The 24,239-nt window shown below is 73.8% G+C and carries 19 protein-coding genes; 4 read left to right on the forward strand and 15 right to left on the reverse strand.

Annotated elements, in window-relative coordinates:
* Positions 1-43 precede the first annotated feature (43 nt).
* Positions 44-1,678, forward strand: a complete 1,635-nt coding sequence (locus B5D80_RS00310; protein ID WP_088641694.1) for a metallophosphoesterase — start codon at positions 44-46, stop codon at positions 1,676-1,678.
* 460 nt (positions 1,679-2,138) lie between these two features.
* Here B5D80_RS00310 and B5D80_RS00315 read toward each other — a convergent pair whose 3' ends face one another.
* From B5D80_RS00315 to ligA, 6 genes are all read right to left on the reverse strand, one after another.
* Positions 2,139-4,496, reverse strand: coding sequence for a transketolase-like TK C-terminal-containing protein (locus B5D80_RS00315; RefSeq protein WP_088641695.1), 2,358 nt, complete (start codon positions 4,494-4,496; stop codon positions 2,139-2,141).
* A 155-nt stretch (positions 4,497-4,651) separates the two neighbouring features.
* On the reverse strand, positions 4,652-6,151 hold the full coding sequence (gene gatB / locus B5D80_RS00320) for an Asp-tRNA(Asn)/Glu-tRNA(Gln) amidotransferase subunit GatB (RefSeq protein WP_088641696.1): 1,500 nt from the start codon (positions 6,149-6,151) through the stop codon (positions 4,652-4,654).
* A gap of 13 nt (positions 6,152-6,164) precedes the next feature.
* On the reverse strand, positions 6,165-7,640 hold the full coding sequence (gene gatA, locus B5D80_RS00325) for an Asp-tRNA(Asn)/Glu-tRNA(Gln) amidotransferase subunit GatA (RefSeq protein ID WP_088641697.1): 1,476 nt from the start codon (positions 7,638-7,640) through the stop codon (positions 6,165-6,167).
* A 94-nt stretch (positions 7,641-7,734) separates the two neighbouring features.
* Positions 7,735-8,040, reverse strand: coding sequence for an Asp-tRNA(Asn)/Glu-tRNA(Gln) amidotransferase subunit GatC (gene gatC / locus B5D80_RS00330; RefSeq protein ID WP_088641698.1), 306 nt, complete (start codon positions 8,038-8,040; stop codon positions 7,735-7,737).
* 188 nt (positions 8,041-8,228) lie between these two features.
* A complete protein-coding gene (locus B5D80_RS00335) occupies positions 8,229-10,679 on the reverse strand; it encodes a putative bifunctional diguanylate cyclase/phosphodiesterase (protein WP_088641699.1) in 2,451 nt (816 codons plus the stop codon).
* A gap of 175 nt (positions 10,680-10,854) precedes the next feature.
* Positions 10,855-12,993, reverse strand: a complete 2,139-nt coding sequence (gene ligA / locus B5D80_RS00340; RefSeq protein WP_088641700.1) for an NAD-dependent DNA ligase LigA — start codon at positions 12,991-12,993, stop codon at positions 10,855-10,857.
* 182 nt (positions 12,994-13,175) lie between these two features.
* Between ligA and B5D80_RS00345 the strand changes: the two genes are divergently transcribed.
* Positions 13,176-13,688, forward strand: coding sequence for a type II toxin-antitoxin system PemK/MazF family toxin (locus B5D80_RS00345; protein WP_088641701.1), 513 nt, complete (start codon positions 13,176-13,178; stop codon positions 13,686-13,688).
* 107 nt (positions 13,689-13,795) lie between these two features.
* Here the strand turns inward: B5D80_RS00345 and B5D80_RS00350 are convergent, their stop codons facing one another.
* The 7 genes from B5D80_RS00350 to B5D80_RS00380 all read right to left on the reverse strand — a co-directional run bounded on the left by B5D80_RS00350 (position 13,796) and on the right by B5D80_RS00380 (position 20,426).
* Positions 13,796-14,809, reverse strand: a complete 1,014-nt coding sequence (locus B5D80_RS00350; RefSeq protein ID WP_088641702.1) for an ADP-ribosylglycohydrolase family protein — start codon at positions 14,807-14,809, stop codon at positions 13,796-13,798.
* A gap of 79 nt (positions 14,810-14,888) precedes the next feature.
* Positions 14,889-15,257, reverse strand: a complete 369-nt coding sequence (locus tag B5D80_RS00355) for a VOC family protein (RefSeq protein WP_211291337.1) — start codon at positions 15,255-15,257, stop codon at positions 14,889-14,891.
* Positions 15,258-15,293: 36 nt separating this feature from the next.
* Positions 15,294-16,301 carry a methionine synthase gene (locus tag B5D80_RS00360; protein ID WP_088641704.1) on the reverse strand — a complete coding sequence of 336 codons (1,008 nt, stop codon included), beginning with the start codon at positions 16,299-16,301 and terminating at the stop codon, positions 15,294-15,296.
* Positions 16,302-16,346: 45 nt separating this feature from the next.
* The gene (mnmA, locus tag B5D80_RS00365; RefSeq protein ID WP_088641705.1) at positions 16,347-17,420 is read right to left on the reverse strand and encodes a tRNA 2-thiouridine(34) synthase MnmA; all 1,074 of its coding nucleotides are present in this window, start codon (positions 17,418-17,420) and stop codon (positions 16,347-16,349) included.
* A gap of 228 nt (positions 17,421-17,648) precedes the next feature.
* Complete coding sequence (locus tag B5D80_RS00370; RefSeq protein ID WP_088641706.1) at positions 17,649-18,824, reverse strand: cysteine desulfurase family protein; 1,176 nt, start codon at positions 18,822-18,824, stop codon at positions 17,649-17,651.
* Positions 18,825-18,930: 106 nt separating this feature from the next.
* Positions 18,931-19,599 (reverse strand): class F sortase, encoded by a 669-nt coding sequence (locus tag B5D80_RS00375; protein WP_088641707.1) that lies wholly within the window; start codon positions 19,597-19,599, stop codon positions 18,931-18,933.
* Entirely contained in the window at positions 19,596-20,426 is an 831-nt protein-coding gene (locus B5D80_RS00380) for a DUF4397 domain-containing protein (RefSeq protein WP_088641708.1), read from the reverse strand. The genes B5D80_RS00375 and B5D80_RS00380 overlap by 4 nt, the downstream gene beginning before the upstream one ends.
* A 250-nt stretch (positions 20,427-20,676) precedes the next feature.
* On the opposite strand from B5D80_RS00380, the gene B5D80_RS00385 reads away from it, so the two are divergent.
* Together B5D80_RS00385 and B5D80_RS00390 are read left to right on the forward strand one after the other, a co-directional pair.
* Complete coding sequence (locus B5D80_RS00385; RefSeq protein ID WP_088641709.1) at positions 20,677-21,279, forward strand: RNA polymerase sigma factor; 603 nt, start codon at positions 20,677-20,679, stop codon at positions 21,277-21,279.
* The gene (locus B5D80_RS00390) at positions 21,233-22,150 is read left to right on the forward strand and encodes an anti-sigma factor (RefSeq protein WP_088641710.1); all 918 of its coding nucleotides are present in this window, start codon (positions 21,233-21,235) and stop codon (positions 22,148-22,150) included. The genes B5D80_RS00385 and B5D80_RS00390 overlap by 47 nt, the downstream gene beginning before the upstream one ends.
* A 160-nt stretch (positions 22,151-22,310) precedes the next feature.
* Here B5D80_RS00390 and B5D80_RS00395 read toward each other — a convergent pair whose 3' ends face one another.
* Both B5D80_RS00395 and B5D80_RS00400 read right to left on the reverse strand, forming a co-directional pair.
* Positions 22,311-23,270, reverse strand: coding sequence for an electron transfer flavoprotein subunit alpha/FixB family protein (locus tag B5D80_RS00395; protein ID WP_088641711.1), 960 nt, complete (start codon positions 23,268-23,270; stop codon positions 22,311-22,313).
* Positions 23,271-23,281: 11 nt separating this feature from the next.
* A complete protein-coding gene (locus B5D80_RS00400; protein WP_088641712.1) occupies positions 23,282-24,061 on the reverse strand; it encodes an electron transfer flavoprotein subunit beta/FixA family protein in 780 nt (259 codons plus the stop codon).
* Positions 24,062-24,239: the final 178 nt, after the last annotated feature.

Here is a 24,239-nt window from a genome sequence, read left to right on the forward strand (position 1 = left end):
CGGGTTTGCCAAGATCTTTCACGGGGCAGGTCAGAATCTCATCATGGGCGGTCAGGAGAACGAGCAACGCGGGCCAGGGAAGACGGACCTCCCCGCCCGGCGTGAGCGACGCTGGCGGACCTGGTGGTCGGCCCTGCGGTCGACCCGGGCCCGACGGGTCGGCGTGGTGCTGGCGGTGCTGCTGGTCGCCCTGACCGGAACGGTCGTCGGGGTGTTCGCCGGTGGCCGGGTCAGCACCGACATCGGCCCGTTCCGCGCCGACCTGACCCTCGCCCCGGCGGTGCGGGGCGGCACCACCGTCGACATCCCCCCGCTGGGCGCGCTCCAACTCGACAGCCACCAGGGCCCCACCCATCTGACGGTCGGGCTCGGCGCGCTGGACCAGCGCAAGACCGAGGCGTTGATCGACGACCCGGCCAGCATCAGCCGGGCCAGCCAGTCGGCGGTGACCGACGTCCGCAACGGGGTGCTGCGGTTGGGTCTACGTACCCTCGGGGCGGCCGTGCTGGTCACCCTGCTGCTGGCCGCGCTGGTCTTCCGGGACACCCGGCGGACCGCCTGGGCCGGCGGGGTGGCGCTGGTGGTCACCGCCGGCAGCCTCGGCCTGGCGGCCGGTACCCTCCGCCCGCAGGCCATCGAGGAACCCCGCTACGAGGGCCTGTTGGTCAACGCCCCGGCGATCGTCGGTGACGCGCGGCGGATCGCCAACGACTACAGCCGCTACGCCGAGCAGTTGCAGCGGCTGGTCGGCAACGTCAGCCAGCTCTACACCACCGTCTCGGCGCTGCCGGTGTACGAACCGGCGCCGGGCACCACCCGGGTGCTGCACGTGTCCGACATGCACCTCAACCCGACGGGCTGGCAGCTGATCCGCACCGTGGTCGAACAGTTCGGCATCGACGTGGTGATCGACACCGGTGACCTGACCGACTGGGGCAGCGAGCCCGAGGCGTCGTACGTCGGCTCGATCGGGCTGCTCAAGAAGCCGTACGTCTACATCCGGGGCAACCACGACTCGCCCCGGACGGCGGCGGCGGTGGCCCGGCAGCCGAACGCGGTCGTGCTGAACAACTCGACCACCACCGTCGCCGGGCTGACCATCGCCGGCATCGGCGACCCCCGGTTCACCCCGGACAAGGAGACCTCGCCGGCCGGCAGCGGGCTCACCGCGCAGGTCGCCAACCAGGTGATCGGGGCCGGCGAGACGCTCGCCACCACGGTCCGCGACTCGCCGCGACCGGTGAACATCGCGCTGGTGCACGACCCGGCCTCGGCCGGCCCGCTCTCGGGCACCTGCCCGCTGGTGCTGGCCGGGCACACCCACGCCCGGCAGATCTCCAAGCTGCCGCAGGTGGACGGCCAGCAGCCGACCCAACTGATGGTGGAGGGCTCGACCGGTGGTGCCGGGCTGCGCGGCCTGGAGGGCGAGAAGCCCACCCCGCTGTCGATGACGGTGCTCTACTTCGACCAGCAGAAGCTGCTCCAGGCCTACGACGACATCACCGTCGGTGGCACCGGGCAGGCCCAGGTGAACCTGGAGCGGCACGTGATCCGCGATCCGGCGAAGGGCGCCGATGTCCCGGTCACCCCCACCCCGACCAGGGGCGGCTCGGAGTCCCCGTCCCCCTCCGGGACCGGCCCGACCCCCACCTCGCCGACCCCCAGCCCGACCAGCTGACCCACCAACGGCAGGCCCGCCCGCAGCGACGCGCCGCCCACGGCGGCCGGCGGGCGGGCGGGCCGTGCCCCCAGCCGCCCGGGTACTGCTGCGCGGACGCCCCACGCCACGGCACCCACCTAGACCAAAGTCACCGAAAGTGATTCCCGGGCGAGGCCCACCTACCCGCACTCGGAGACTTTGCTCTGCTGCCCTCACGGCGACAGTGGCTTACCGTGATGGAGGCCGCCACCCACCCGCTCGGTCGCTTCTCCCATCACCCCTGTTCAAGGGATTGTCGCCTTGATGGCAGCAGAGCAAAGGATGCGGACCTACCACTCCGGGGTCACCACTCATGTCACCGAGCGTGACCACAGTCGGCATCAGCCGCACAAGCACGGAATGTAATCGTCCGCCGCAACGGCCGCACGGAACCGGACCAGGCCAGGCCGGCACAGGACGCGGTCAGGGCGGGGTGCGGTCAGCGCAGCGACAGGGCGGCCAGGGCGGCGTTGACGATGCTGCCGGGAAGCAGGTCGTGCAACTCGTACAGCTCACGGACGCTGCCGGACTGGCCGAACTCGTCCACCCCCAGCGGCACCGCCGGCACCCCGAGCGCCGAGCCGAGCCAGGCCATCGCGTGCGAGGCGGCGTCGTGCACGGTCACCAGCGGCGTACGGTCCCCGAACGCGGCCCGTAACGCCCCCGGCACGCTCGGCACGGTCGCCGTACGGACGCCCTGGCGCAGGGTGCGCTGCCAGGCCCGGTAGAGCCGGTCCAGGCTGGTCACGTCGACCACGTGCGCGGCGATGCCCTCCTCCGCCAACTCGGCGGCGGCAGCCAGCGTCTCCGGCAGCACCGCCCCGGAGGCGGCCAGGGTCACCACCGGCGCGTCGGCCAGCTGCGGGTGCGCCTGGTGCGCGTCCACCAGCCGGTACGCCCCGGCGACCACCTGCCGGCGCAGCACCGCGTCACCGAGGCGGACCCGGGCCGCCTCGAACGGCGTCTGGTCCAGCGGACGGGTGCTCAACCGGAAGTAGTACGCCCCGTCCTCGGCCGGCGCGGCGGTGGCGGCCGGCGCGGCACCCTGCGCGATCTGCCCGAGCGCGTCGCAGAGCAGCCAGTCGAGGCTGGTCGCGTAGGCCGGCTCGCAGAGGGTGACGCCGGGCAGTTCCAGGCCGACGGAGGCGGTGATGGTGGACTGGTGGGCGCCGCCCTCCGGGGCGAGGGTGACCCCCGACGGGGTGCCGGCCACCACGAACCGGGAACCCGAGTAGGTGCCGTAGAGGAACGCGTCCAGCCCGCGCAGCACGAACGGGTCGTAGACGGTGCCGACCGGCAGCAGCGGCTGCCCGGACAGGTCCCAGGACAGGCCGAGCTGGCCCAGCAGCAGGAACAGGTTCATCTCGGAGATGCCCAGCTCGATGTGCTGCCCGGCGGGGCTCTCCGTCCAGCGCAGCATCCGGTCCTGCGACCAGGACCGCCGCTCGGTCGGGGCGAACACCCCGGTCCGGTTGATGAACCCGGCCAGGTTGGTGGAGGTCGCCACGTCCGGCGCGGTGGTGACCAGGTAGGGCGCCACCTGCGGGTCCCGGGCCAGCTCCACCAGCACCCGCCCGAAGACCTCCTGGGTGGAGACCGGCTTCTGCGTGCGTACCCCGGTGCTCTCCGGGACGGTGACCCCGAGCGACCGGGGCCGGGGCGCGCGGGCCAGCGCCTCGCGGCGCTCGCCGGCCCGGATGCCGGCCGGGCTCGCCGGGTCGAGCCGGTCCCACTCGGTCGCGGTGGTCAGGCCGTGCTCCGCCCGCAGCGCGTCGACCTGCGCGGTGGACAGCAACGCGGAATGGTTGCGCGGGTTGCCGGCGATCGGCAACCCCCACCCCTTGACGGTGTACGCGAAGACGACGCTGGGCCGGTCGGTCACCGCGTCGCACTGGGCGTACGCGTCGAGCATCGCCGCCAGGTCGTGCCCGCCCAGGTCGGTGACGAGCGGGGCCAACTCCTCGTCGGTGAGGTCGGCGATGAACCCGGCGATGCCGTCCGGCGCGCCGTCCAGGAACTGCCGGCGCAGCGCCGGCCCGGTCAGCCCGAACAGCGACTGGTACTGCTCGTTGGGCATCAGGTCGATCCAGTCGCGCAGTGCCGTCCCGCCCGGCCGGGCGTACGCCTGCGCGAGCCGGCGGCCGTACTTGACCTCGACGACGTGCCAGCCGGCGGCCTCGAACTGCCCACGCCACTGGTCGATCCGGATCCCGGGCACCACCCGGTCCAGCGACTGCCGGTTGAAGTCGACGAGCCACATCACGTTGCCCAGGCCGGTGGTGGCCGGGTCGGCGACCGCCTCCCAGATGTTCCCCTCGTCCAGTTCGGCGTCACCCATCAACGCGACGAACCGGGAGTGCTGGCGGGCCCCGAAGTGGGCGTCGACGTAGCGGCGGGTGACCGCGGCGAACAGCGGGGCCGCCGCGCCCAGCCCGACGGAGCCGGTGGAGAAGTCCACCGCGTCCGGGTCCTTCGTCCGCGACGGGTACGACTGCAGGCCGCCCCTCGCCCGCAACCGGGGCAGGTACGACCGGTCCAGGTTGCCCAGCAGGTACTGGATGGCGTGGAACACCGGTGAGGCGTGCGGCTTGACCGCCACCCGGTCCTCGGCGTCCAGGTGCGCGAACCACAGCGCGGTCATCGCGGTGACCAGGGAGGCGCTGGACGCCTGGTGCCCACCGACCTTCACCCCGTCGCCGGTGTCCCGGTCGTGGTTGGCCGCGTCCACGATCCGGGTGGCGAGCCACAGCACCCGTCGCTGGATCTCGTCGAGGACGTCGAGGTCGTGCTCGTTCACGGGAACTCCATCCGGGCGTCGCCGTTGACGCCCTCGGTGGGAGGGGTGGCGCGGGTCGCGCGCGTACCCCGGGGAAGGGGTGAGGGCCACCGTCGGGTCACGACGGCGGCCCTCGCGGGTCGCGGGCGGGAAGCTCCGGCTTCCGGCCCGCGCGGTCAGCCCTGCACGCCGAGGCGCTCCAGGACCAGGTCACGGACGGTCTTGGCGTCGGCCTGGCCACGGGTGGCCTTCATCACCGCGCCGACCAGCGCACCGGCGGCGGCGACCTTGCCGCTGCGGATCTTGTCGGCGATGCCCGGGTTGGCGGCGATCGCCTCGTCCACGGCGGCGGTGAGCGCGCCGGTGTCGGAGACCACCTCCAGACCCCGGTTGGTCATGATCTCGGTCGGCGAACCCTCGCCGGCCACCACGCCCTCCAGCACGGTACGGGCCAGCTTGTCGTTGAGCTTGCCCGCGTCGACCAGCCCCTGAAGTTCGGCGACCTGCGCCGGGGTGGCTCCGATGTCGGCCAGCTCCGTGCCGGTCTCGTTGGCCCGGCGGGACAGCTCACCCAGCCACCACTTGCGGGCCGCCGCCGGGGTGGTCCCGGCCGCCACGGTCGCCTCGATCAGCTCGACGGCACCGGCGTTGAGCACCGACTGCATGTCGAGGTCGGACAGGCCCCACTGCTCCTGGAGCCGGCGACGGTGCAGCCGGGGCAGCTCCGGCAGGGCCGCCTTCAGCTCGGCCACCCAGGCGGTGTCCGGGGCGAGCGGCACCAGATCCGGCTCCGGGAAGTACCGGTAGTCGGTGGCGGTCTCCTTGGACCGGCCCGGCGTGGTGTCCCCGGTGTCCTCGTGGAAGTGCCGGGTCTCCTGGGTGATCCGGCCGCCCGCGTCCAGCACCGACGCCTGGCGCAGGATCTCCGAACGGACCGCCCGCTCCACCGACCGCAACGAGTTGACGTTCTTGGTCTCGGTACGGGTGCCCCACTCCTCGCCCGGCAGGTTGAGGGAGGTGTTGACGTCGCACCGCAGCGACCCCTCCTCCATCCGGACGTCGGACACGCCCAGCGAACGCAGCACGTCGCGCAACTCGGTCACGTACGCCTTGGCGACCTCGGGGGCGAGCGCGCCGGTGCCGGGGACCGGCTTGGTGACGATCTCGACCAGCGGGATGCCGGCCCGGTTGTAGTCGACGAGCGACTCGGTCGCACCGTGGATACGGCCGGTGGCCCCGCCGACGTGCAGCGTCTTGCCGGTGTCCTCCTCCAGGTGCACCCGCTCGATGCCGATACGCACCAGCTCGCCGTCGACCTCGACGTCCAGGTAGCCGTCGGAGCACAGCGGCTCGTCGTACTGGCTGATCTGGAAGTCCTTCGGCATGTCCGGGTAGAAGTAGTTCTTCCGGGCGAACCGGCACCACTGCGCGATGGAGCAGTTCAGCGCCAGGCCGATCCGGATGGTCGCCTCGATCGCCGCCTTGTTGGCCACCGGCAGCGAGCCGGGCAGGCCCAGGCACACCGGGCAGACCCGGGTGTTCGGCTCGCCGCCGAAGTCGGTCGGGCAGCCGCAGAACATCTTGGTGTTCGTGCCCAGCTCGACGTGGGTCTCCAGGCCGATCACCGGCTCGTACCGCGCAACGACCTCGTCGTACGCGGGCAGTGTCGTCGTCATCTGAACTCCAGCCTCACAGTGCCGGTGGGGTGAACGTGCCGACCACGGACTCCAGCGCGGCGGCGACCCGGTACATCCGGTCGTCGGCCATCGTCGGGGCCATCACCTGCAGACCGACGGGCAGCCCCTCGGACAGGCCGCACGGCACCGAGATGCCCGGCCCGCCGTACAGGTTCGTCGGGATGGTGAACAGGTCCGCCAGGTACATCTGGTACGGGTCGGCGGTGCGCGCCCCGATCGGGAACGCCACGAACGGCGTGGTGGGCGAGATCAGCGCGTCGACCTGCTCGAACGCCGAGGTGAAGTCCCGGGTGATCAGGGTACGGACCTTCTGCGCCTGCCCGTAGTAGGCGTCGTAGTAGCCCGACGAGAGCGCGTACGTGCCGACCATGATCCGCCGCTTGACCTCGGCGCCGAACCCGGCCTCCCGGGTCAGCGACATGACCTCCTCCAGCGACCGGTTGCCGTCGTCGCCGACCCGCAGCCCGAACCGGACCCCGTCGAACCGGGCCAGGTTGGAGGAGCACTCGCTGGGCGCGATCAGGTAGTACGCCGGCAGCGCGTACCGGAAGTGCGGGCAGGACACCTCGACGATCTCCGCGCCCAGCTTGGCCAGGGTGTCCACCGACTCGCGGAACGCGGCCATCACGCCCGGCTCCGCGCCCTCACCGGTGAACTCCCTGACGATGCCGAGCCGCACCCCGGTCAGGTCGCCCGTCGCACCGAGCTTCGCGGCGGCCACCACGTCCGGCACCGGCTGCGGGATGGAGGTGGAGTCGCGCGGGTCGTGCCCGCCGATGACCTGGTGCAGCAGCGCCGCGTCGAGCACCGTGCGGGCGCACGGGCCGGGGGTGTCCAGCGAGGAGGAGAACGCGACCAGGCCGTACCGGGAGGTGCCACCGTAGGTGGGCTTCGCGCCGACGGTGCCGGTGACCGCGCCGGGCTGACGGATCGAGCCGCCGGTGTCGGAGCCGATGGCCAGCGGGGCCTCGTACGCGGCCAGCGCGGCGGCACTGCCCCCACCCGAGCCGCCCGGGATCCGGTCGGTGTCCCACGGGTTGTGGGTCGGGCCGTACGCCGAGTATTCGGTGGAGGAGCCCATCGCGAACTCGTCCATGTTGGTCTTGCCGAGCATCACCGTGCCGGCCGCGCGCAGCCGCTGCACGATCGTCGCGTCGTACGGTGGCCGCCAGCCTTCGAGGATCTTGGAGCCAACGGTGGTCGGCACGCCCTTCGTGGTGAGCACGTCCTTCACCGCCACCGGTACCCCGGCCAGCGGTCCGAGCTGCTCACCGGCGGCCCGGCGCTCGTCGACGGCGCGGGCGGCGGCCAGCGCCCCCTCGGTGTCGACGTGCAGGAACGCGTGCACCCGGTCGTCGACGGCGGCGATCCGGTCCAGGTGGGCCCGGGTCACCTCGACGGCGGAGGTCTCCCCCGAGGCCACCAGCCCGGCCAGGTCGGTCGCGGTCATTCTGGTCAGGTCGGTCATGCCGTCGCCTCGCTCCGCTCACCGGTACCCCGGGCAGCCGGCGCACTGGGCTCGATGGTTCGCCTGTCGTGCCCGGTGTCAACCACACGTCCGCTCACGACGCCACGTCCTCGTCCAGGATGCGCGGGACGCGGAACCGCTGCTCGGCGACGTCGGGGGCACCCGACAGCGCCTCCTGCGGGGTCAGTCCGGGCACCACCACGTCGTCGCGGAGCACGTTGGTCAGCGGCACCGAGTGGGAGGTCGGCGGGATGTCCGCCGCCGTGACCTCGCCGACCTGCGCGACCGACTGGAGGATCACGTCGAGTTGACCGGCGAAGGTGTCCAGCTCCTCCTCGGTGACGGCGAGCCGCGACAGTCGCGCGAGGTGCGCGACCTCCTCGCGGGAGATGGCGGCCATCGGTGCCCCCTTCGTGGCTGTGCTGCTGCGTGCGGGTGGGCCGGCCGCGGCGTCGACGGGATGACGCGCGGTGACCGGAGCGAGTCTATTGTCCTGCGCCGGACCCGACGCCTCCGACTCCCCCTGCCGCCGGGCCGCCGGGCCGGTCCGGGGCCGTCCACCCGCCCCTCGGGGTGTGCCGACGACGGTCAGCGGGCGTGCCGGCGGGGGATCTCGGCGTCCGGGCTGGGGACGGGGCTCAGCGGGCGGTACCGGGCCAGCCAGGCGGTCAACTCCTCGGCGGGCATCGGGCGGGCGTAGAACCAGCCCTGCGCGGCGTCGCAGCCGGCCGCGTACAGCAGCCGCCAGGTCCGCTCATCCTCCACCCCCTCGGCCACCACCCGCAGGCCGAGCGCGCCGGCCAGCTCGATGGTCGACCTGACTATCGCCGCGTCGTCGGCGTCCCCGGCCATCCCCAGCACGAACGACCGGTCCACCTTCACCTCGGACAGCGGCAGCCGGCGCAGGTGCTGCAACGACGAGTAGCCGGTGCCGAAGTCGTCGAGCGAGATGGCCACCCCGAGCTGGTGCAGCCGGGTGATGGTGGCGAGCACCCGCCGGGGGTCGGCCATCAGCGCCCCCTCGGTGATCTCCAGTTGCAGCCGGTCCGGACGTACCCCGTGGCCGGCGAGCCGGTCGGCGATCCGGTCGACGATCTCCCCGGTGTGCAGGTCGCGGACGCTGACGTTGAGCGCCGCCCGCAGCGTGGTGCCGGCCGCCGACCACTTCGCCAACTGCGCCACCACGTCGTCGATCACCCGGTAGGTGAGCAGGCGCATCACGGCGCTCTGCTCGGCGACCCGGATCAGCTCCTCCGGGTCGACCATTCCCCGGCGCGGGTGCCGCCAGCGCAGCAGCGCCTCCACCCCGACCACCTCGCCGGTGGCGATGGCGACCTGCGGTTGGTAGTACATGGTGATCTCGCCGACCTCGGCCGCCGGGGCGGGAGGCGTCGCCGCCGGCCCGGTGTCCGGGGTCGGCGCGGGTGGGAGGTGCGCCGGGGCGGCACCGTGGCGGCGGACCGGGTCGGCGCCGGTGAGGATGCGGTTCAGCAGCTCGTCGGGGTGCGCCGGGGCCGGTCGGGAGCGTCGCCGGGGCAGCCACCACCGGCCGGTGCCGCCGACGCCCGTGCGGATGCCGCTGCCGGTGCGGGTGCCGCTGCCGGTGCGGGTGCCGCTGGCGGGGCCCGGTCCGGCGTCGACACCGGGGCGCGGGGCACGGTCGGGTCCGTCGTCGGGGGCCAGCCGGGGTGGCAGCGCCGCGCCGTCACCGCCCCGCACGGTCCGCCCCGCCTCCGGCCGGTTCTCCAGTACGCGCCGCAGGTCGGCCAGGAGCCCCAACCGCTCGGCGGAGTTGTGGTCGGACTCGGCCGCGTACACGGCGACGGTGTCGTTGCGGTGCTTCGCGTCGTACATGGCGACGTCGGCGTGGCGCATCAGGGTGGCGTAGTCCTCGCCGTGGTCGGGGAAGAGCGCGATGCCGATCGAGCCCCCGACGTCCAGCGGCAGCCCGTCCAGCGACACCGGTTCGGTCAGCGCGGCGACCACCCGGCCGGCCAGCTCACGCGCCTCGTCGACGCCGTCGAGCCCGCCGGCGACGATGGCGAACTCGTCCCCGCCGAGCCGGGCCAGCAGGTCCCGGTCGCCGACCACCCCGGCGAGCCGGGCACCCACCTCGACCAGCAGCCGGTCGCCGACGGCGTGGCCGAGCGCGTCGTTGACGTTCTTGAACCGGTCCAGGTCGATCAGCAGGAGCGCCACCCGCGCCCCCGGTTCACCCCGGGCGACCCGCTCGGCGTGCCGGTGCACCTGCTCGGCCACCTCGGCGAGCAGCGCCTTGCGGTTGGGCAGGCCGGTCAGCGGGTCGAGCGCGGCGAGTTGGACCTGTTCGTCGGAGAGGTGGGCCATCCGGTAGACCGCGAACAGCGGCACCAGCACCAGCGGGATCAGCGCGGCGCTGGCCCGCGCGGCGGTGACCAGGACGGGGGCGAGCAGCAGCAGCGAGCCGGTGGAGAGCAGCTCGAACGGCAGCCCCTGCCGGACGGCCGGCCACCACCGGCCGCCGAAGCGCAGCCGCAGCGCGGTGCTGACCAGGCCGTAGTTGACGACGAACCAGGTGACCGTCGCCCCGCCGACGGCGAGCACGTCGGTCCAGCCCAACCGGTCGCCGTCGAACAGGCCGCCCGGCCCGAGCCGGAGCACGAGGTAGGCGGCGGCGAGCGCGCAGGCGTACTGGGCGGCGTTGAACGTGGTCCGCCAGGGGGCGTGCCCCAGCCGGACGCCGGACACGGCGACCGCGACGGCCTGCACGAGCACCGCCGGGCCGAGGCCCCAGCCGAGCAGGATGGCGAAGGTGAAGCAGGTGGACGGGAAGACCGCTGAGGTCTGCCGGCGGCCGGACGGCACGAAGGGGCGGGCGTCGCAGCCGACCGCGAGCACCGCCATCGTCCAGAACGCCGCCGGCAGCCCCGGCCGGTCGACGAGGTCGACAAGCGACGCGACGGAGGCCAGGGCGGCCAGGGCGATCACCCCGGCGACGAGACCCAGGAACGGCCCCTCCCGCCCACCCGGGAACGAGTTGCGGGGGTCGGCGGTCTCCATCGCACCTCCCGGGCACGCCCATCAGGGTGTACGCCGGCCGTACACCTGCCACCATGAAACGCCCTGGGCGTCGGTGGACCCGCACGACAGCCGCGAATCGGTCGTAGTCGTGACTAAGTTGGTATACGGGCCAAGATTCACCTATGGGTGCAGCGGGACGGCGTGGGTCGGCCGGTCAGCTCTCGTCGACCCGGGCCACCTCTCGGGCCGCGTCCGGGCCGGCGTCGAGCAGCACCCGGAAACCGTCCTCGTCGAGCACCGGCACCTTGAGGCCGGCCGCCTTGTCGGCCTTGGAACCGGGGTTGTCACCCACCACCACGAAGCCGGTCTTCTTGGAGACCGATCCGGTGACCTTGCCGCCCCGGGTCTGGATCGCCTCGGCCGCCTGGTCCCGGCTGAACCCGGCGAGCGTGCCCGTCACCACCACGGTGACGCCCTCCAACGGGCGGGGCCCCTCGTCGACCGCCTCCTCGGCCATCCGGACGCCCGCCTCGGCCCACTTGCGGACCACGTCGCGGTGCCAGTCGACGGCGAACCACTCCTTGATGCTGGCGGCGATGGTCGGGCCGACCCCGTCGACCGAGGACAGCTCCTCCTCGGCGGCCGCCTCGATCGCCTCGACCGAGCGGAAGTGCCGGGCCAGGGCCTGCGCGGCGGTCGGCCCGACGTGCCTGATGGAGAGCGCCACCAGCACCCGCCACAGGTCGCGTTCCCGGGCCACGGCGAGGTTGTCGAGCAGCTTGGTGGCGTTGGTGCCGAGGCTGCCGTCCTTGTTGACGAAGAACGGCGACCGGGCGAGCTGCGCGGCGTCGAGGGCGAACAGGTCCCCCTCGTCGCTGATGATCGCGGCGTCCAGCAGCGCGGCGGCGCCCTTGTAGCCGAGCACCTCGATGTCGAACCCGCCCCGCCCGGCGAGGTGGAAGACCCGCTCCCGCAGTTGCGCCGGGCAGCTACGGGTGTTCGGGCAGCGGATGTCGACGTCGCTCTCCTTGGCCGGGGCGAGCGCCGTGCCGCAGGACGGGCAGTGGGTGGGCATGACGAACGGGCGGGCGTCGGCAGGACGCAGCTCGACCACCGGGCCGAGCACCTCGGGGATCACGTCGCCGGCCTTGCGCAGCACCACCGTGTCGCCGATCAGCACCCCCTTGCGTTCGACCTCGCGGGCGTTGTGCAGGGTGGCCTGGGCGACCGTCGAACCGGCCACGTGCACCGGCTCCAGCACCGCGTACGGGGTGATCCGGCCGGTCCGCCCGACGCCGACCTCGATGTCGAGCAGCCGGGTGTTGACCTCCTCCGGCGGATACTTGAAGGCGATCGCCCAGCGGGGTGCCCGGCTGGTCGAGCCGAGCCGACCCTGGATGGGCACCGGGTCGACCTTGACCACCACCCCGTCGATCTCGTGCTCGACGTCGTGCCGGTGCTCGGCGTAGTGGGCGATGTACTCCGCCACGCCGGCCAGGTCGGGCACCACCCGCCAGCGGTCGCTGGTCGGCAGCCCCCACGCCCGCAGCGCCGCGTACGACTCGGACTGGGTGGCCGGCCGGAAGCCGGCGCGGGCGCCGGTGCCGTGCACCACCAGCCGCAGCGGCCGGGACGCGGTGATCCGGGGGTCCTTCTGGCGCAGGCTGCCGGCGGCGGCGTTACGCGGGTTGGCGAACGGCGCCTTGCCCTGCTCGACCAGGCTGGCGTTGAGGTCGGCGAACCCGGCGACCGGGAAGTAGATCTCGCCCCGCACCTCCAGCAGCTCCGGGATGTCGGGGAACTCGTCGGAGGGGGTGAGCCGGGCCGGCACGCTGCGGATGCTGCGGACGTTGGCGGTGACGTCCTCGCCGGTGCGCCCGTCGCCCCGGGTGGCGGCGCGGACCAGCCGGCCCTTCTCGTAGGTCAGGTTGATGGCCAGGCCGTCGACCTTCAACTCGCACAGGTAGGGCACCGGGCCACCGGCGTCGCGCTCGACCCGTTCGGCCCAGGCGGCCAGTTCCTCGTCGGCGAACGCGTTGTCCAGCGAGAGCATCCGTTCGGCGTGGGTGACCGGGGTGAAGTCGGTGGAGAAGGTGCCGCCGACCCGCTGCGTCGGCGAGTCGGGGGTGCGCAGCGCCGGGTACTCCGCCTCCAACGCCTCCAGCTCCCGCAACTGCCTGTCGAACTCGGCGTCGGTGATGGTCGGCGCGTCGAGGACGTAGTAGCGGTACTGGTGTTCGGTCAGCTCCTGACTCAACGTGGCGTGCCGCTCCCGGGCCTCGGGGGTGGGCTCGCCGCCGGCCGCCGCCTCCTGGGCCGCGCTGACCTGCTGGGGAATCTCTTCTTCCGACACCCTGTCGCCTCCGGACACCGTGTGAACCTCCCCCGTGATCACGCTACGGGAGCACGGTAACCGGCCGGTAGGACATTCCCCTGCCTCCCCCCACCCCGCCCGACGGGCGGCCGGCCCCGCGACGTGCGACGATCGCCGCACGTCGGCGGCGGTGGCCGCCCGGGAGGGAGGCGGGGACACCGATGCCGCAGTGGTTGCTGTGGGGGTTGCTGATCGTCCTGGCGGTCGCCGCCGGCTGGGTGTGGAACGAGTGGCGACGCCGGGGTGGCCGCCCGTCGAGCGGCGGCGGGCGCACCCGGCCGGAGCGGGGCACCCCGCCCCGGGACCGGGCCCGGCCGACCGCGCCGCCCCGCCCCCGCACCCCCACCGGTACGCCCCGGCCGGGTGACATCTGGTGGGCGGACGTGCCGTTCCACGACGGCACCGGCTCGAAGATCCGGCCCTGCCTGGTGGTCCGCGCCGACGACCGGGGCGCGGAGGTTCTGAAGATCACCAGCCAGGACAAGAGCGGCCGGGACGACCACGTGCCGATCCCCACCCGGGACTGGGACCCGGACGCCGACCACGACAGCTGGCTGGATCTCGCCGAGCCGCTGCGTATCCCGGCCGACGCCTTCTCCCGCCGGGCCGGTAGCTGCGACCCGGCCCTGTGGCGTCGGGTGAAGCGCCTGCACGGGCGGCGCAGCCCGGCCTGAGCAGCGCACCGGCCCGGCCGTCCGGGCACCCCCGTTCGTCCCGGCCGGCACCGCGACGGCGCGGCATCCGGCCGGCTGGGCGGGCGGCATCCGGCCGGGCGGGCGGGTCAGTCCCAGGTCGCGCCGAGGGTGGCGAGCTGGTCGGCGTACTCGATGCGGGTGGCCCAGTCGGCCGGCCAGCCGGACATCCCGTGTGCCGCGCCGAGGAACGCGCCGGCCAGCGCGGCGATCGAGTCGGAGTCCCCGGCGGTGGTCGCGCCCCGGCCGATCGCGGCCACCGGGTCGTCCGGGTGCCGTAGCACGCACAGCAGCGCGGTCGCCAGCGCCTCCTCGGCGATCCAGCCCTCACCGGTGTGCCGGCAGGGGTCGTCGCCGTCGTCGGGCCGCCGCAGCGCGGCGGCCAACCGGTCCAGCGCCGACAGGCACTCGTCCCAGCCGACGGCGCTGAACTGCGCCGGGGAGCCCGCGCCGGCGCGCTGCCACAGGTCACCCAGCCAGTCGTCCCGGTAGGTGCCCCGCTGGCTGCGGGCCCGGTCGGCCAGCAGGCCGGGCAGTTGTGCCGGCGGCACGCCGTCGCGCAGCAGCCGCACCGCGTACGCGGTCAGTTCGCTGGCGGCCAGCCCGGTCGGGTGGCCGTGGGTGAGACCGGCCTGGAGCTGGGACAACCCGGCCAGGGTGTCCGGGTCGACGTCGAGCAGCCCGACCGGGGTGACCCGCATGTTCGCCCCGCACCCCTTGGAGTCGACCACCGTGGCCTGCTGCCAGGGCAGCCCCCGGCCCAGCTCGCCGCAGGCCCGCAGGCAGGTCATCCCCGGGGCCCGGTTGTTGTCCGGGCTGGCCGCCCAGTCCAGGAAGCGCCGCCGCAGCAGCGGCTCGACCGCCCCGGCGGTGTGCTCCGGCGCGTCGTGCAGCGCCCAGGCGACCGCGAGCGCCATCTGGGTGTCGTCGGTGACCAGCACCGGATCGCCGACGAGTTCCCGTGGCCCGGTCGGGCCGTAGCGGCGGCGGATCTCGGTGACGGAGAGGAACTCGGTCGGCTTGCCGAGCGCGTCGCCGTAGGCGAGCCCGAACAGCGAACCGGAGGCACGGCGCAGCGAGGAGTCGATCACGGACCCGATCATGCCTCGCCGGCACCACCCCGGCACGTCGGGCGGACCGGTGGCCCGACCCGCCCGACGCGGCGGCGTGCTCCCCGGATGGTCAGTCCCAGCAGAGGCAGAACGGGTGGCCCACCGGGTCGGCGTACACCCGGAAGCCGTCCCCCTCGCCGGGCAGCCGCCGGGCACCCAGGGCGAGCGCCGCCTTCTCGGCCACCTCGATGTCGTCGACCGTGACGTCGAGGTGGAACTGCTGCGGACGCGCCGGATCGGGCCAGGCCGGGGGAACCAGGTCGGTCGCCTGCTGGAAGGCGAGCCGGGGCTGCTGCCCGACCGGGCCGCCGAGCACCACCCACTCGTTGCCGTCGGAGTCCTCCTCGGCCAGGGGCAGGCCGAGCAGCTCGGCGTAGAAGGCGGCCAGCGCCCGGGGGTCGGGGCAGTCGATGGCCACGGAACGCAGTTGTCCAATCATGGCCGTCATCCTGCCCACCGGGTACGACGGGAAACCTCACCCCTCGTGCAGCCGCCGCCCGGCGTCCCGGCAGGCGGTGAGCACCGCGCGGGCGTACCCGGGGGTGGCTCCGGCCAGGCCGCAGGCGGGGGTGACCACCACCTGTCCGGCGAGTTGGCGGCGCGGAAAGCCGAGCCGGTCCCAGAGCCCGCGTACCCGGTCGGCGAGCTGCGCCGAGGTCGGCGCGACGCCGGCCGACGGTGGCAGGGTCGGTGCCACCCCGGCCAGCAGGCCGAGGCCGGCGTCGATCGCCTCGCCCAGCGGGTCCAGGTCGGTGAGCAGGGCGAGATCCAGCGCCGCCCCGACCGCCCCGGCGGTACGGATCAGCTCCAGCGGCACGTCCGGCGCGCAGCAGTGCACCACCGTCGGCACCCCGACCGCCGTGATCACCTCGCCGAGCAGGGTACGGGCGACGGCGGTGTCGACCGGCCGGTACGTGCCCAGGCCGCTCTCGGTGCGCACGCGGCCGGCGAGCGCCGCCGGCAGCGACGGCTCGTCGAGTTGGAGCAGCACCGACGCCCGGGGCAGCCGGCGGGCCACCGCCTCGACGTGCAGCCGCAACCCCTCGGCCAGGGACGCGGTCAGCTCCCGCACCGCGCCCGGGTCGCGCAGCAGCCGCCCGCCGATCGGCAGCTCCACCGCCGTGGCCAGGGTGAACGGCCCGGCCGCCTGCACCTTCACCGGCCCGGCGTACGCCTCGGCCTGCTCGGCGAGCTGGTCGAGGTCGCGTTCCATCAGGTCCCGGGCGCGGCGCAGGTCCCGGCCGGGGCGGGGGGCGATCCGCCAGCGCGCGGCGTACAGCTCGACCGGCAGCTCCACGAGCAGCCCGCCGGTACGCCCGACCAGGTCGGCACCCGGCCCCCGGGCGGGCAGCTCCGGCAGGTGGGGCAGGGTGGGCAGTTCACCCAGGACGATCCGTTGCGCCTCGGCGATGTCGGTGCCGGGCAGCGAACCGATGCCGGTCGCCGCGCCCGCCGGCCAGGGCCACACCTGCTGTTGGGTCACGGCCGAAGGGTAACCGGCCCCGGTCGGCGGGCCCGGCCGGTGGGGTCAGCCGGTGATGGTGGCGGAGCCGAGCACCACGTCACCGGCCGGGTCCGGCCGGTACGCCACCACGGCCTGCCCGGCGGCCACCCCGCGTACGGGCCGGCGCAGCTCGGCGGTGAGGCCGTCGCCGTCCACCCGCACGGTGGCCGGTACGACGTCGCCGTGCGCCCGCAACTGCACCTCGCACCCGATCGGCGTATCAGGAAGGTCGCCCCCGGTCCAGACCGGACGGGTGGCGCGGACCAGGGAGACCTCCAGCGCCTCGGCGGGGCCGACGGTGACGGTGTTGGTCTTCGGGGTGATGGACAGCACGTACCGGGGTCGCCCGTCCGGGGCCGGCCGGTCCAGGTGCAGGCCGCGTCGCTGGCCCACCGTGTAGGCGTACGCGCCGGTGTGGCTGCCGACGACCGCGCCGGTCGACGCGTCGACCACCTTGCCGGGCGTCTCGCCGAGCCGTCCGGCGAGGAACCCCCGGGTGTCGCCGTCGGCGATGAAGCAGATGTCGTGCGAGTCGGGCTTCTCGGCGACCGCCAGGTCACGCCGGGCCGCCTCGGCCCGGACCTCGGCCTTGGTGGCGTCGCCGAGCGGGAACACCGCCCGGTCGAGCTGTGCGCGGGTGAGCACCGCCAGCACGTACGACTGGTCCTTGGCGAGGTCGACGCTGCGGCGCAGCAGCCCGTCGGGGCCGAGCCGGGCGTGGTGGCCGGTGACCACGGCGTCGAAGCCGAGGGCCACGGCCCGGTCCAGCACCGCCGCGAACTTGATCTTCTCGTTGCAGCGCAGGCACGGATTCGGGGTACGCCCGGCCGCGTACTCGGCGACGAAGTCGTCCACCACGTCGGCGTGAAACCGCTCGGCCATGTCCCACACGTAGAAGGGGATGCCGATGACGTCGGCGGCCCGGCGCGCGTCCCGGGAGTCCTCCAGGGTGCAGCACCCCCGGGCCCCGGTCCGGAAGGTCTGCGGGTTGCGGGACAGCGCCAGGTGCACCCCGGTCACGTCGTGCCCGGCGTCCACCGCCCGCGCCGCCGCGACGGCGGAGTCCACCCCGCCCGACATCGCCGCCAGAACCTTCACCAGCCCACGCTCCCTTCCCCCGTCGAGCCTACCCACCCGACCCGCACCACCCCTCCTCCCGCCCGCCCCCTGCCCCACCCGCCCGGCCCCGGTGACGGGGGCGGGGTGCAGGCCGGCATGGGCGGGTGATCAAGAGGTTCGCGTCAGGATCCGGGCTGGAGGGTGACGCGAACCTCTTGATCACCGAGAGCGGGCGGGACCGGGTGGGGGTAGAGGAGGCGGCGGGGGTCAGCGGGGGGTGCGGAGGGCGGCGGCCCGGCGGGCGCGGTCGACGGCGGTGGGAAGGGCCGCGATGAGGGCGTCGACGTCGGCGGGGGTGCTGGTGTGGCCGAGGGTGAAGCGCAGCGAGGACCGGGCCCGGTCGTGGTCGGCGCCCATCGCCAGCAGCACGTGACTGGGCTGGGCCACCCCCGCCGAGCAGGCCGAGCCGGTGGAGCAGGCGATGCCCTGGGCGTCGAGCAGGAGCAGCAGGGCGTCCCCCTCGCAGCCGGGGAAGGAGAAGTGCGCGTTGCCGGGCAGCCGGTCGTCGGGGTCGCCGTTGAACACCACCTCGGGTACCGCCTCCCGGACCCGCCGCACCAGGTCGTCGCGGAGCGCCGCCACCCGGGCCGCGTACTCCTGCTGGCCCTTGACGGCCGTCTCGACGGCGACCGCGAAGGCGACGATGCCGGCGGTGTCCAGGGTGCCGGAGCGGACGTCGCGTTCCTGTCCGCCGCCGTGCAGCAGCGGGGTGGCGGCGACGTCCCGGGCGAGCAGCAGCGCGCCCACGCCGGTAGGGCCGCCGAGCTTGTGCCCGGTCACGGTGAGCGCGGAGACCCCGCTGGCCGCGAAGTCGACAGGCACCTGGCCGACCGCCTGCACGGCGTCGGTGTGGAACGGCACCCCGTGTTCGGCGGCGACGGCGGCCAGCTCGGCCACCGGCTGCACGGTGCCGACCTCGTTGTTGGCCCACATCGCGGTCACCACGGCGACCCGGTCGGCGTGGGCGGACAGCTCGGCGCGCAGCAGCGCCGGGTCGAGCTTGCCGGCGGCGTCGGTCGGCAGCCAGGAGACCTCGGCGCCCTCGTGGTCGGCGAGCCAGTCGACCGCGTCGAGGACGGCGTGGTGCTCGACCGCGCTGGAGACCACCCGGACCCGGTCGGGCCGGGCGGCCCGCCGGGCCCAGAAGACGCCCTTCACGGCGAGGTTGTCGCTCTCGGTCCCGCCGCCGGTGAAGATGACCTCGGACGGGCGGGCGCCCAGCACGGCGGCCACCCGCTCGCGGGACTCCTCCACCCGACGCCGGGCACGCCGGCCCGTCGCGTGCAACGACGACGCGTTGCCGACCTCGCGGGCGGTGGCGACGTACGCCGCCAACGCCTCGTCGAGCATCGGGGTGGTCGCCGCGTGATCCAGGTATGCCATCACCGTTCAGCGTAACGGCCAGCGCACGGCCCGTTGGATGCCGGACCACCCGTACCGAAGCGTGGATGAGGACCGGGCCGGGACCGGATCGGCCCCGGCCCGGTCCTCAGGCCGGTACGGCGGTGACGACGATGTTGTCCCGGTAGTGCCGGGTCTTCGGGTCGAACGGCCCGCCGCAGGTGATCAGGGTCAGCCGCGGCTTGCCGTCCCGGGCGAAGTACCGGTCCAGCGGGATCTTCGTCTTGGCGTACTCCTCACGGGCGACGACCCGGTAGGCGCGCTGCTTCCCGTCCGCGCCGGTGGCGGTGACGGTGTCCCCCCGGTCGAGTTCGCGGAGCCGGAAGAACGCCCCCTTGCCCTGCTCCGAGCTGTCGACGTGACCGGCGATCACCACCGAGCCGGCGTCGGTCTCCAGCCCGGGGCCGAACCGGTACCAGCCGATCCGGTCCACGCTCGGCGGGACGTCGAACTCGTCGGTGCGGGTGTCGATGCCCACCGGGTCGACCGTGGCGGTGACGTCGATCGCCGGGATGCGCAGCTTCACCGGCGGCACGGTCCGCTCGGCCGTGGGCAGGTCACCGGCGGTCACCGGCACCGACGGGCCGCCACCGGTCCCGGCCGTCGGGCTCGGCGGGCTGCTGCTGGCCAGCGCCGCCGCCTCGTCCGCGCCGACGTCCTCGGCCGGCTGCGAGCCGCAGGCCACGACGGTGGCGACGGTGAGCGCGGCGACGCCGGCGGCCATCGCCGCCAGCGCCCCGCGGTGTCGCACCGTCACCGGCGACCGGTCCGGGTGGCGGCCACCCGCGCCCCACCGCCGGCCAGCAGCAGTACGCCGGCCCCGGCCAGCACGTACCACCAGGTGTCCACGCCGGTGCCGGCCTGACCGCCGGTGCCGCTGGGCACGCCGCCCGGGGCGGAGTGCAGACCGGTGACGGTCTGGGCGACCAGGTCGAGGTTCTTGGCCTCGGCCGAGCCGATCGCGTAGACGATGGTGGCGGTGCCCTCCCTGAGGTTCAGGTCCGCCGGGCCGATCGCCACGGTGTCGGTGCCCGCCAGCACCACGTCGGCCTTGACCGTGCCCGCGTCGACGTCGGCCTTGGCCTCCTTGGGGTTGGTCAGCCCCTCGAAGACCGGCTTGCCACCGGCCCGGACGTCGACCGCCGGGGCGGCGGCGGTGTGCCGGACGATCAGCCGGGCCTTGCCGGCGGCCAGCTTGGCGGTGTCGTTGACGAACGGGGTGATCTGCGGCTTGCCGTCCGCGCCGAGGTGCGCGGCGAGGCTGATGTTGGCGCCGCCGGGCACCTCGGCGTCGTCGACCTTGAGAATCGCGCTGCCGACCGGCTCGCCCGGCTTGGTCAGGGCGATGTCGTACTCGCCCTCGAGCAGGGTCAGCGGGCCGGCGACGTCACCGGGCTTGAAGTTGTCGAGGGTCTTCTTGCCGTTGACGTAGACGTCCACCGGGGTGTCCGGGATGCCGTGCACGACGGAGACCTTGGACGAGGCGGCGTACGCCGGGCTCGTGGTCGCGGCGCCGACGCCCGCGAAGGCCAGAGCGGCCACCGCGCCGCCTGCGGCGACCCGACGGAAGATAGCGAGCTGCATGTCTGCCTCCTGGTGATTGGTGCTGGTTCGTCAGGTCTGGCTTGCAGAACGGGTTACGCCACCCGTCGCACGGTCGGATGCAGCCCGGCACCACTTTCTTTTTCTTCGCCGGGGGTGCATCCGGGGCCGGTTCCGGCGACGAATAGCTGGTGAGACGAGTGGAGGCGGACCGGACCAGGAGAGTGGGGCGGAGGCTGTGGGCGTTACAGTCGGGCATGCCCCAGGGAAGGCGACCCGCCCGGTGACAGCGGTGGGAACAGCAGGACACGAACCCGAACCACCCCCCGACGAGTTGGCCGCGCGCTTCCGGGCGGGCGACGAGACCGCGCTGCGGGAGGCGTACGACCGGTTCGGCCGGGCCGTGCTCCACCTGGCCACCAGCACGTTGGCCAACCGCAGCGACGCGGAGGACGTGACCCAGGCGACGTTCGTCGCCGCCTGGCTGGGGCGGGAGACCTTCGACCCGGCCAAGGGCTCGCTGATCGGGTGGCTGCTCGGCATCGGCCGGCGCAAGGTGATCGACCGGCTGCGCGCCTCGGCCCGGGAGGCCCGGGTGGTGGAGACGGTGCGGCAGCTACCCGAACCGGTCGGCACCGGCGCAGACCCGGACACGGTGGTCGACCGGCTGGTGGTCGCCGACGAACTGGCCCGGCTCCCCGACGACCAACGACGGATGTTGGAGCTGGCCTTCTACGACGACCTGACACACCAACAGATCGCGACGGTGACCGGGGTGCCGCTGGGCACGGTCAAGAGCCACATCAGGCGGGGCATGGCGAGCTTGAAACGCAGATGGGAGGTGGACGGTGCAGCACCTGGACCACGACCGGCTGGTATTTCTGGCGCTCGGTGAGAGCGAGGCGGACCACGGCGAGACCGACCACCTCGGCGGCTGCGTGACCTGCCGACGCGAGCTGGACTCCCTGCGGCACGTCGCCGGGCTGGGCGCGGGCACCCAGGGCCTGCACGACCTGCCCGACCCGCCGGCCCACCTCTGGGCGGGCATCATGGCCGAACTCGACGCCGTCGCGCAGGTGCCGTCGCTGGCCGAGGCCCACCGGCAGGACCTCGACCCGGCCCCGACGCAGGCCCTTCCGGCAGCAGCCAGGAACGGCGTCGAACCGACCTACCGGCAACCCTCGGCGGTGACCGGCGACCCGCACCCGTCGGCGGGGACCGGTGACCGGAAACCGGCGACGGTCAGCGGTGACCGGCCGGAGTCCCGGCGACGGTCGTCGTCCCCCGGCGGCGGGCGCGCCGCGCGACCGGCGGGCCGGTCGCGGCGTTGGCCGCGCTGGGCGACCACTGTCGTCTCGGCGACCGCCGCCGCCGCGATCGCGGTGTTCGGCACCGTTCTCGTGCTCGGCGACCGGGGGGCCGCGCCGCAACAGGACGTGCTGGCCAGCGCGCCGCTGGCCGCGTACGGGAGCACGCCGAAGGACGCCCGGGGCGACGCCCGGGTCTTCGCCGACGGACGACTGCACCTGCACGTGGCGAATCTCCCGGACGTTACGGGGTACTACGAGGTCTGGCTGATCAATCCGACGACCATGGAGATGTTCTCGGTGGGTGTGCTGCGGGGTAGCTCCGGCGACGCCCTGCTGCCCCTGCCCCCGAACGTTGATCTTCAGGCATACTCGGTGGTCGACGTGTCCGCCGAGCAGTACGACAACAAGCCCGCCCACTCCGGCGACAGCCTGCTGAGGGGCACCCTGACGGGCTGATCGGCGGGCCGGCTCAGCTCCCCGGCCCGCCGATCAGCTCCCATCGCGTACCCGCCCACCGCGCGCCGACGCGCGGGCCGGGCGGCGACGACCGGGCGGCGGGACGACGGAGCCGCCGCCCGGCGGACCGGACGGCGGCTCGGTGCGGACCCGCGACGGGTCACTTGCGCTTACGGATCTCCTCGGCGGCCTGCGGTACGACCTTGAACAGGTCGCCCACCACGCCGTAGTCGGCCAGCTCGAAGATCGGTGCCTCGCCGTCCTTGTTCACGGCGACGATCGTCTTCGAGGTCTGCATGCCGGCCCGGTGCTGGATCGCGCCGGAGATGCCCAGCGCGACGTAGAGCTGCGGGGAGACGGTCTTGCCGGTCTGCCCGACCTGGAACTGGTGCGGGTAGTAGCCGGAGTCGACCGCCGCCCGGGACGCCCCGACGGCACCGCCGAGCAGGTCGGCCAGCTCCTCGACCAGCTTGAAGTTGTCGGCGTTGCCGACGCCGCGCCCGCCGGAGACGACGATGCCGGCCTCGGTCAGCTCCGGGCGGGAGCCCTTCTGCTCGGCGACCCGCTCGACGACCTTCGCCAGCCGGTCGGTGTCGGTGACCGACACGGTGAGCTGCTCGACGGTCGGGGTGGCCGCCGCCGGGGCCGGGGTGACCGAGTTCGGCCGCACGGTGACCAGCGGCAGGCCCTTGGTGACCTTGGACTTGACGATGGTGGAGCCGGCGAAGGCGACCTGGGTGGCGGTGCCGTCGGCGTCGAGGCCGACCACGTCGGTCAGGATGCCGTTGTCCAGCTTGACGGCCAGCCGGGCGGCGATCTCCTTGCCCTCCTGGGCCGAGGCGAGCAGGACGGCGGCCGGCTGCACCCGGTTGACCAGTTCGGCGAGCACGGTCGCCTTGGGGGCCACCAGGTAGCCGTCGATCTCCTCGCTCTCGGCGGCGTAGATCTTCTCCGCGCCGTACTCGCCGAGCTTGGCGGCGAGCGCCTCGGCGGCACCGGGGCCGCCGAGCACCACGGCGCTGGGGGTGCCCAGCCCACGGGCGAGGGTGAGCATTTCCAGGGTGACCTTCTTGACGCCGAATTCCCTGGTGGCTTCGACGACGACGAGTACCTCAGCCATGTTCAGACCCCTCACACGAACTTCTCGGTGGCGAGGAACTCGACGAGCTGGACGCCGCCGGAACCCTCATCGGTGATCTTGGCGCCGCCGGAGCGCGGGGGACGCCTGGTGTGCTCGACGACGGCGCTGGTGGCACCCTCGAAGCCCACCTCGGTGGGCGCGACGCCCAGGTCGGCCAGGGACAGCGTCTTCACCGGCTTCTTCTTGGCGGCCATGATGCCCTTGAAGGAGGGGTAGCGCGGCTCGTTGATGGTGTCCCAGACGGAGACCACGGCCGGCGTCGCGGCGGTGACCACCTCGTAGCCCTCCTCGGTCTGCCGCTCCACGGTCAGCGTGCCGCCGTCGACGGTGAGCTTGCGCGCGCCGGTCAGCGCGGCGACCCCCAGCCGCTCGGCGAGCATGTGCGGCATGGCCTGGACCCGGCCGTCGGTCGACTCGGCGCCGCAGAGCACCAGGTCGGCATTGAGCTGCCCGAGGGCGGCGGCGAGCACCTTCGAGGTAGCCACGGCGCAGGACCCGTGCAGGGCGTCGTCGAGGACGTGCACGGCGGCGTCCGGGCCCATCGACAGCGCCTTGCGGATCGACTCGGTGGCCCGGTCCGGTCCCATGGTCAGGACGGTGACCTCGCCGCCGTGCGCCTCCTTGATCTTCAGCGCCTCCTCGATGGCGTACTCGTCCATCTCGTTGATCACGTTGTTCGCCGAACCGCGGTCGACGGTGTTGTCGTCAGCACGCAGGCTGCGGTCCGCGCCCGAATCAGGCACCTGCTTGACGAGTACGACGATGTTCATCGCGATTCGACAACCCTCCTGTTGGTGGTGTGCGATCTGCTCGCCCGGTTAAGGGCGGAGCTTTGCGCGTCGTTGACACCCGGTCAACCGCAGGCTGCTGTGCAGTTGCCCACGAACGCAATGTTACCTGCCAGTAGGTTACCCCTCCCGACCACCCACGGTGACACACCTCACCGTG

Source organism: Micromonospora wenchangensis (assembly GCF_002210435.1).
GTDB lineage: Bacteria > Actinomycetota > Actinomycetes > Mycobacteriales > Micromonosporaceae > Micromonospora > Micromonospora wenchangensis.

What these genes read in the sequence shown, in the direction of transcription:
- B5D80_RS00310 (WP_088641694.1), top strand. Translation starts at nt 44, where the DNA reads ATGGGCGGTCAGGAGAACGAGCAACGCGGGCCAGGGAAGACGGACCTC.
- gatB (WP_088641696.1), bottom strand. Translation starts at nt 6,151, where the DNA reads ATGACGACGACACTGCCCGCGTACGACGAGGTCGTTGCGCGGTACGAG.
- gatA (WP_088641697.1), bottom strand. Translation starts at nt 7,640, where the DNA reads ATGACCGACCTGACCAGAATGACCGCGACCGACCTGGCCGGGCTGGTG.
- gatC (WP_088641698.1), bottom strand. Translation starts at nt 8,040, where the DNA reads ATGGCCGCCATCTCCCGCGAGGAGGTCGCGCACCTCGCGCGACTGTCG.
- B5D80_RS00335 (WP_088641699.1), bottom strand. Translation starts at nt 10,679, where the DNA reads ATGGAGACCGCCGACCCCCGCAACTCGTTCCCGGGTGGGCGGGAGGGG.
- B5D80_RS00345 (WP_088641701.1), top strand. Translation starts at nt 13,176, where the DNA reads ATGCCGCAGTGGTTGCTGTGGGGGTTGCTGATCGTCCTGGCGGTCGCC.
- B5D80_RS00350 (WP_088641702.1), bottom strand. Translation starts at nt 14,809, where the DNA reads ATGATCGGGTCCGTGATCGACTCCTCGCTGCGCCGTGCCTCCGGTTCG.
- B5D80_RS00355 (WP_211291337.1), bottom strand. Translation starts at nt 15,257, where the DNA reads ATGATTGGACAACTGCGTTCCGTGGCCATCGACTGCCCCGACCCCCGG.
- B5D80_RS00370 (WP_088641706.1), bottom strand. Translation starts at nt 18,824, where the DNA reads ATGGCATACCTGGATCACGCGGCGACCACCCCGATGCTCGACGAGGCG.
- B5D80_RS00380 (WP_088641708.1), bottom strand. Translation starts at nt 20,426, where the DNA reads ATGCAGCTCGCTATCTTCCGTCGGGTCGCCGCAGGCGGCGCGGTGGCC.
- B5D80_RS00395 (WP_088641711.1), bottom strand. Translation starts at nt 23,270, where the DNA reads ATGGCTGAGGTACTCGTCGTCGTCGAAGCCACCAGGGAATTCGGCGTC.
- B5D80_RS00400 (WP_088641712.1), bottom strand. Translation starts at nt 24,061, where the DNA reads ATGAACATCGTCGTACTCGTCAAGCAGGTGCCTGATTCGGGCGCGGAC.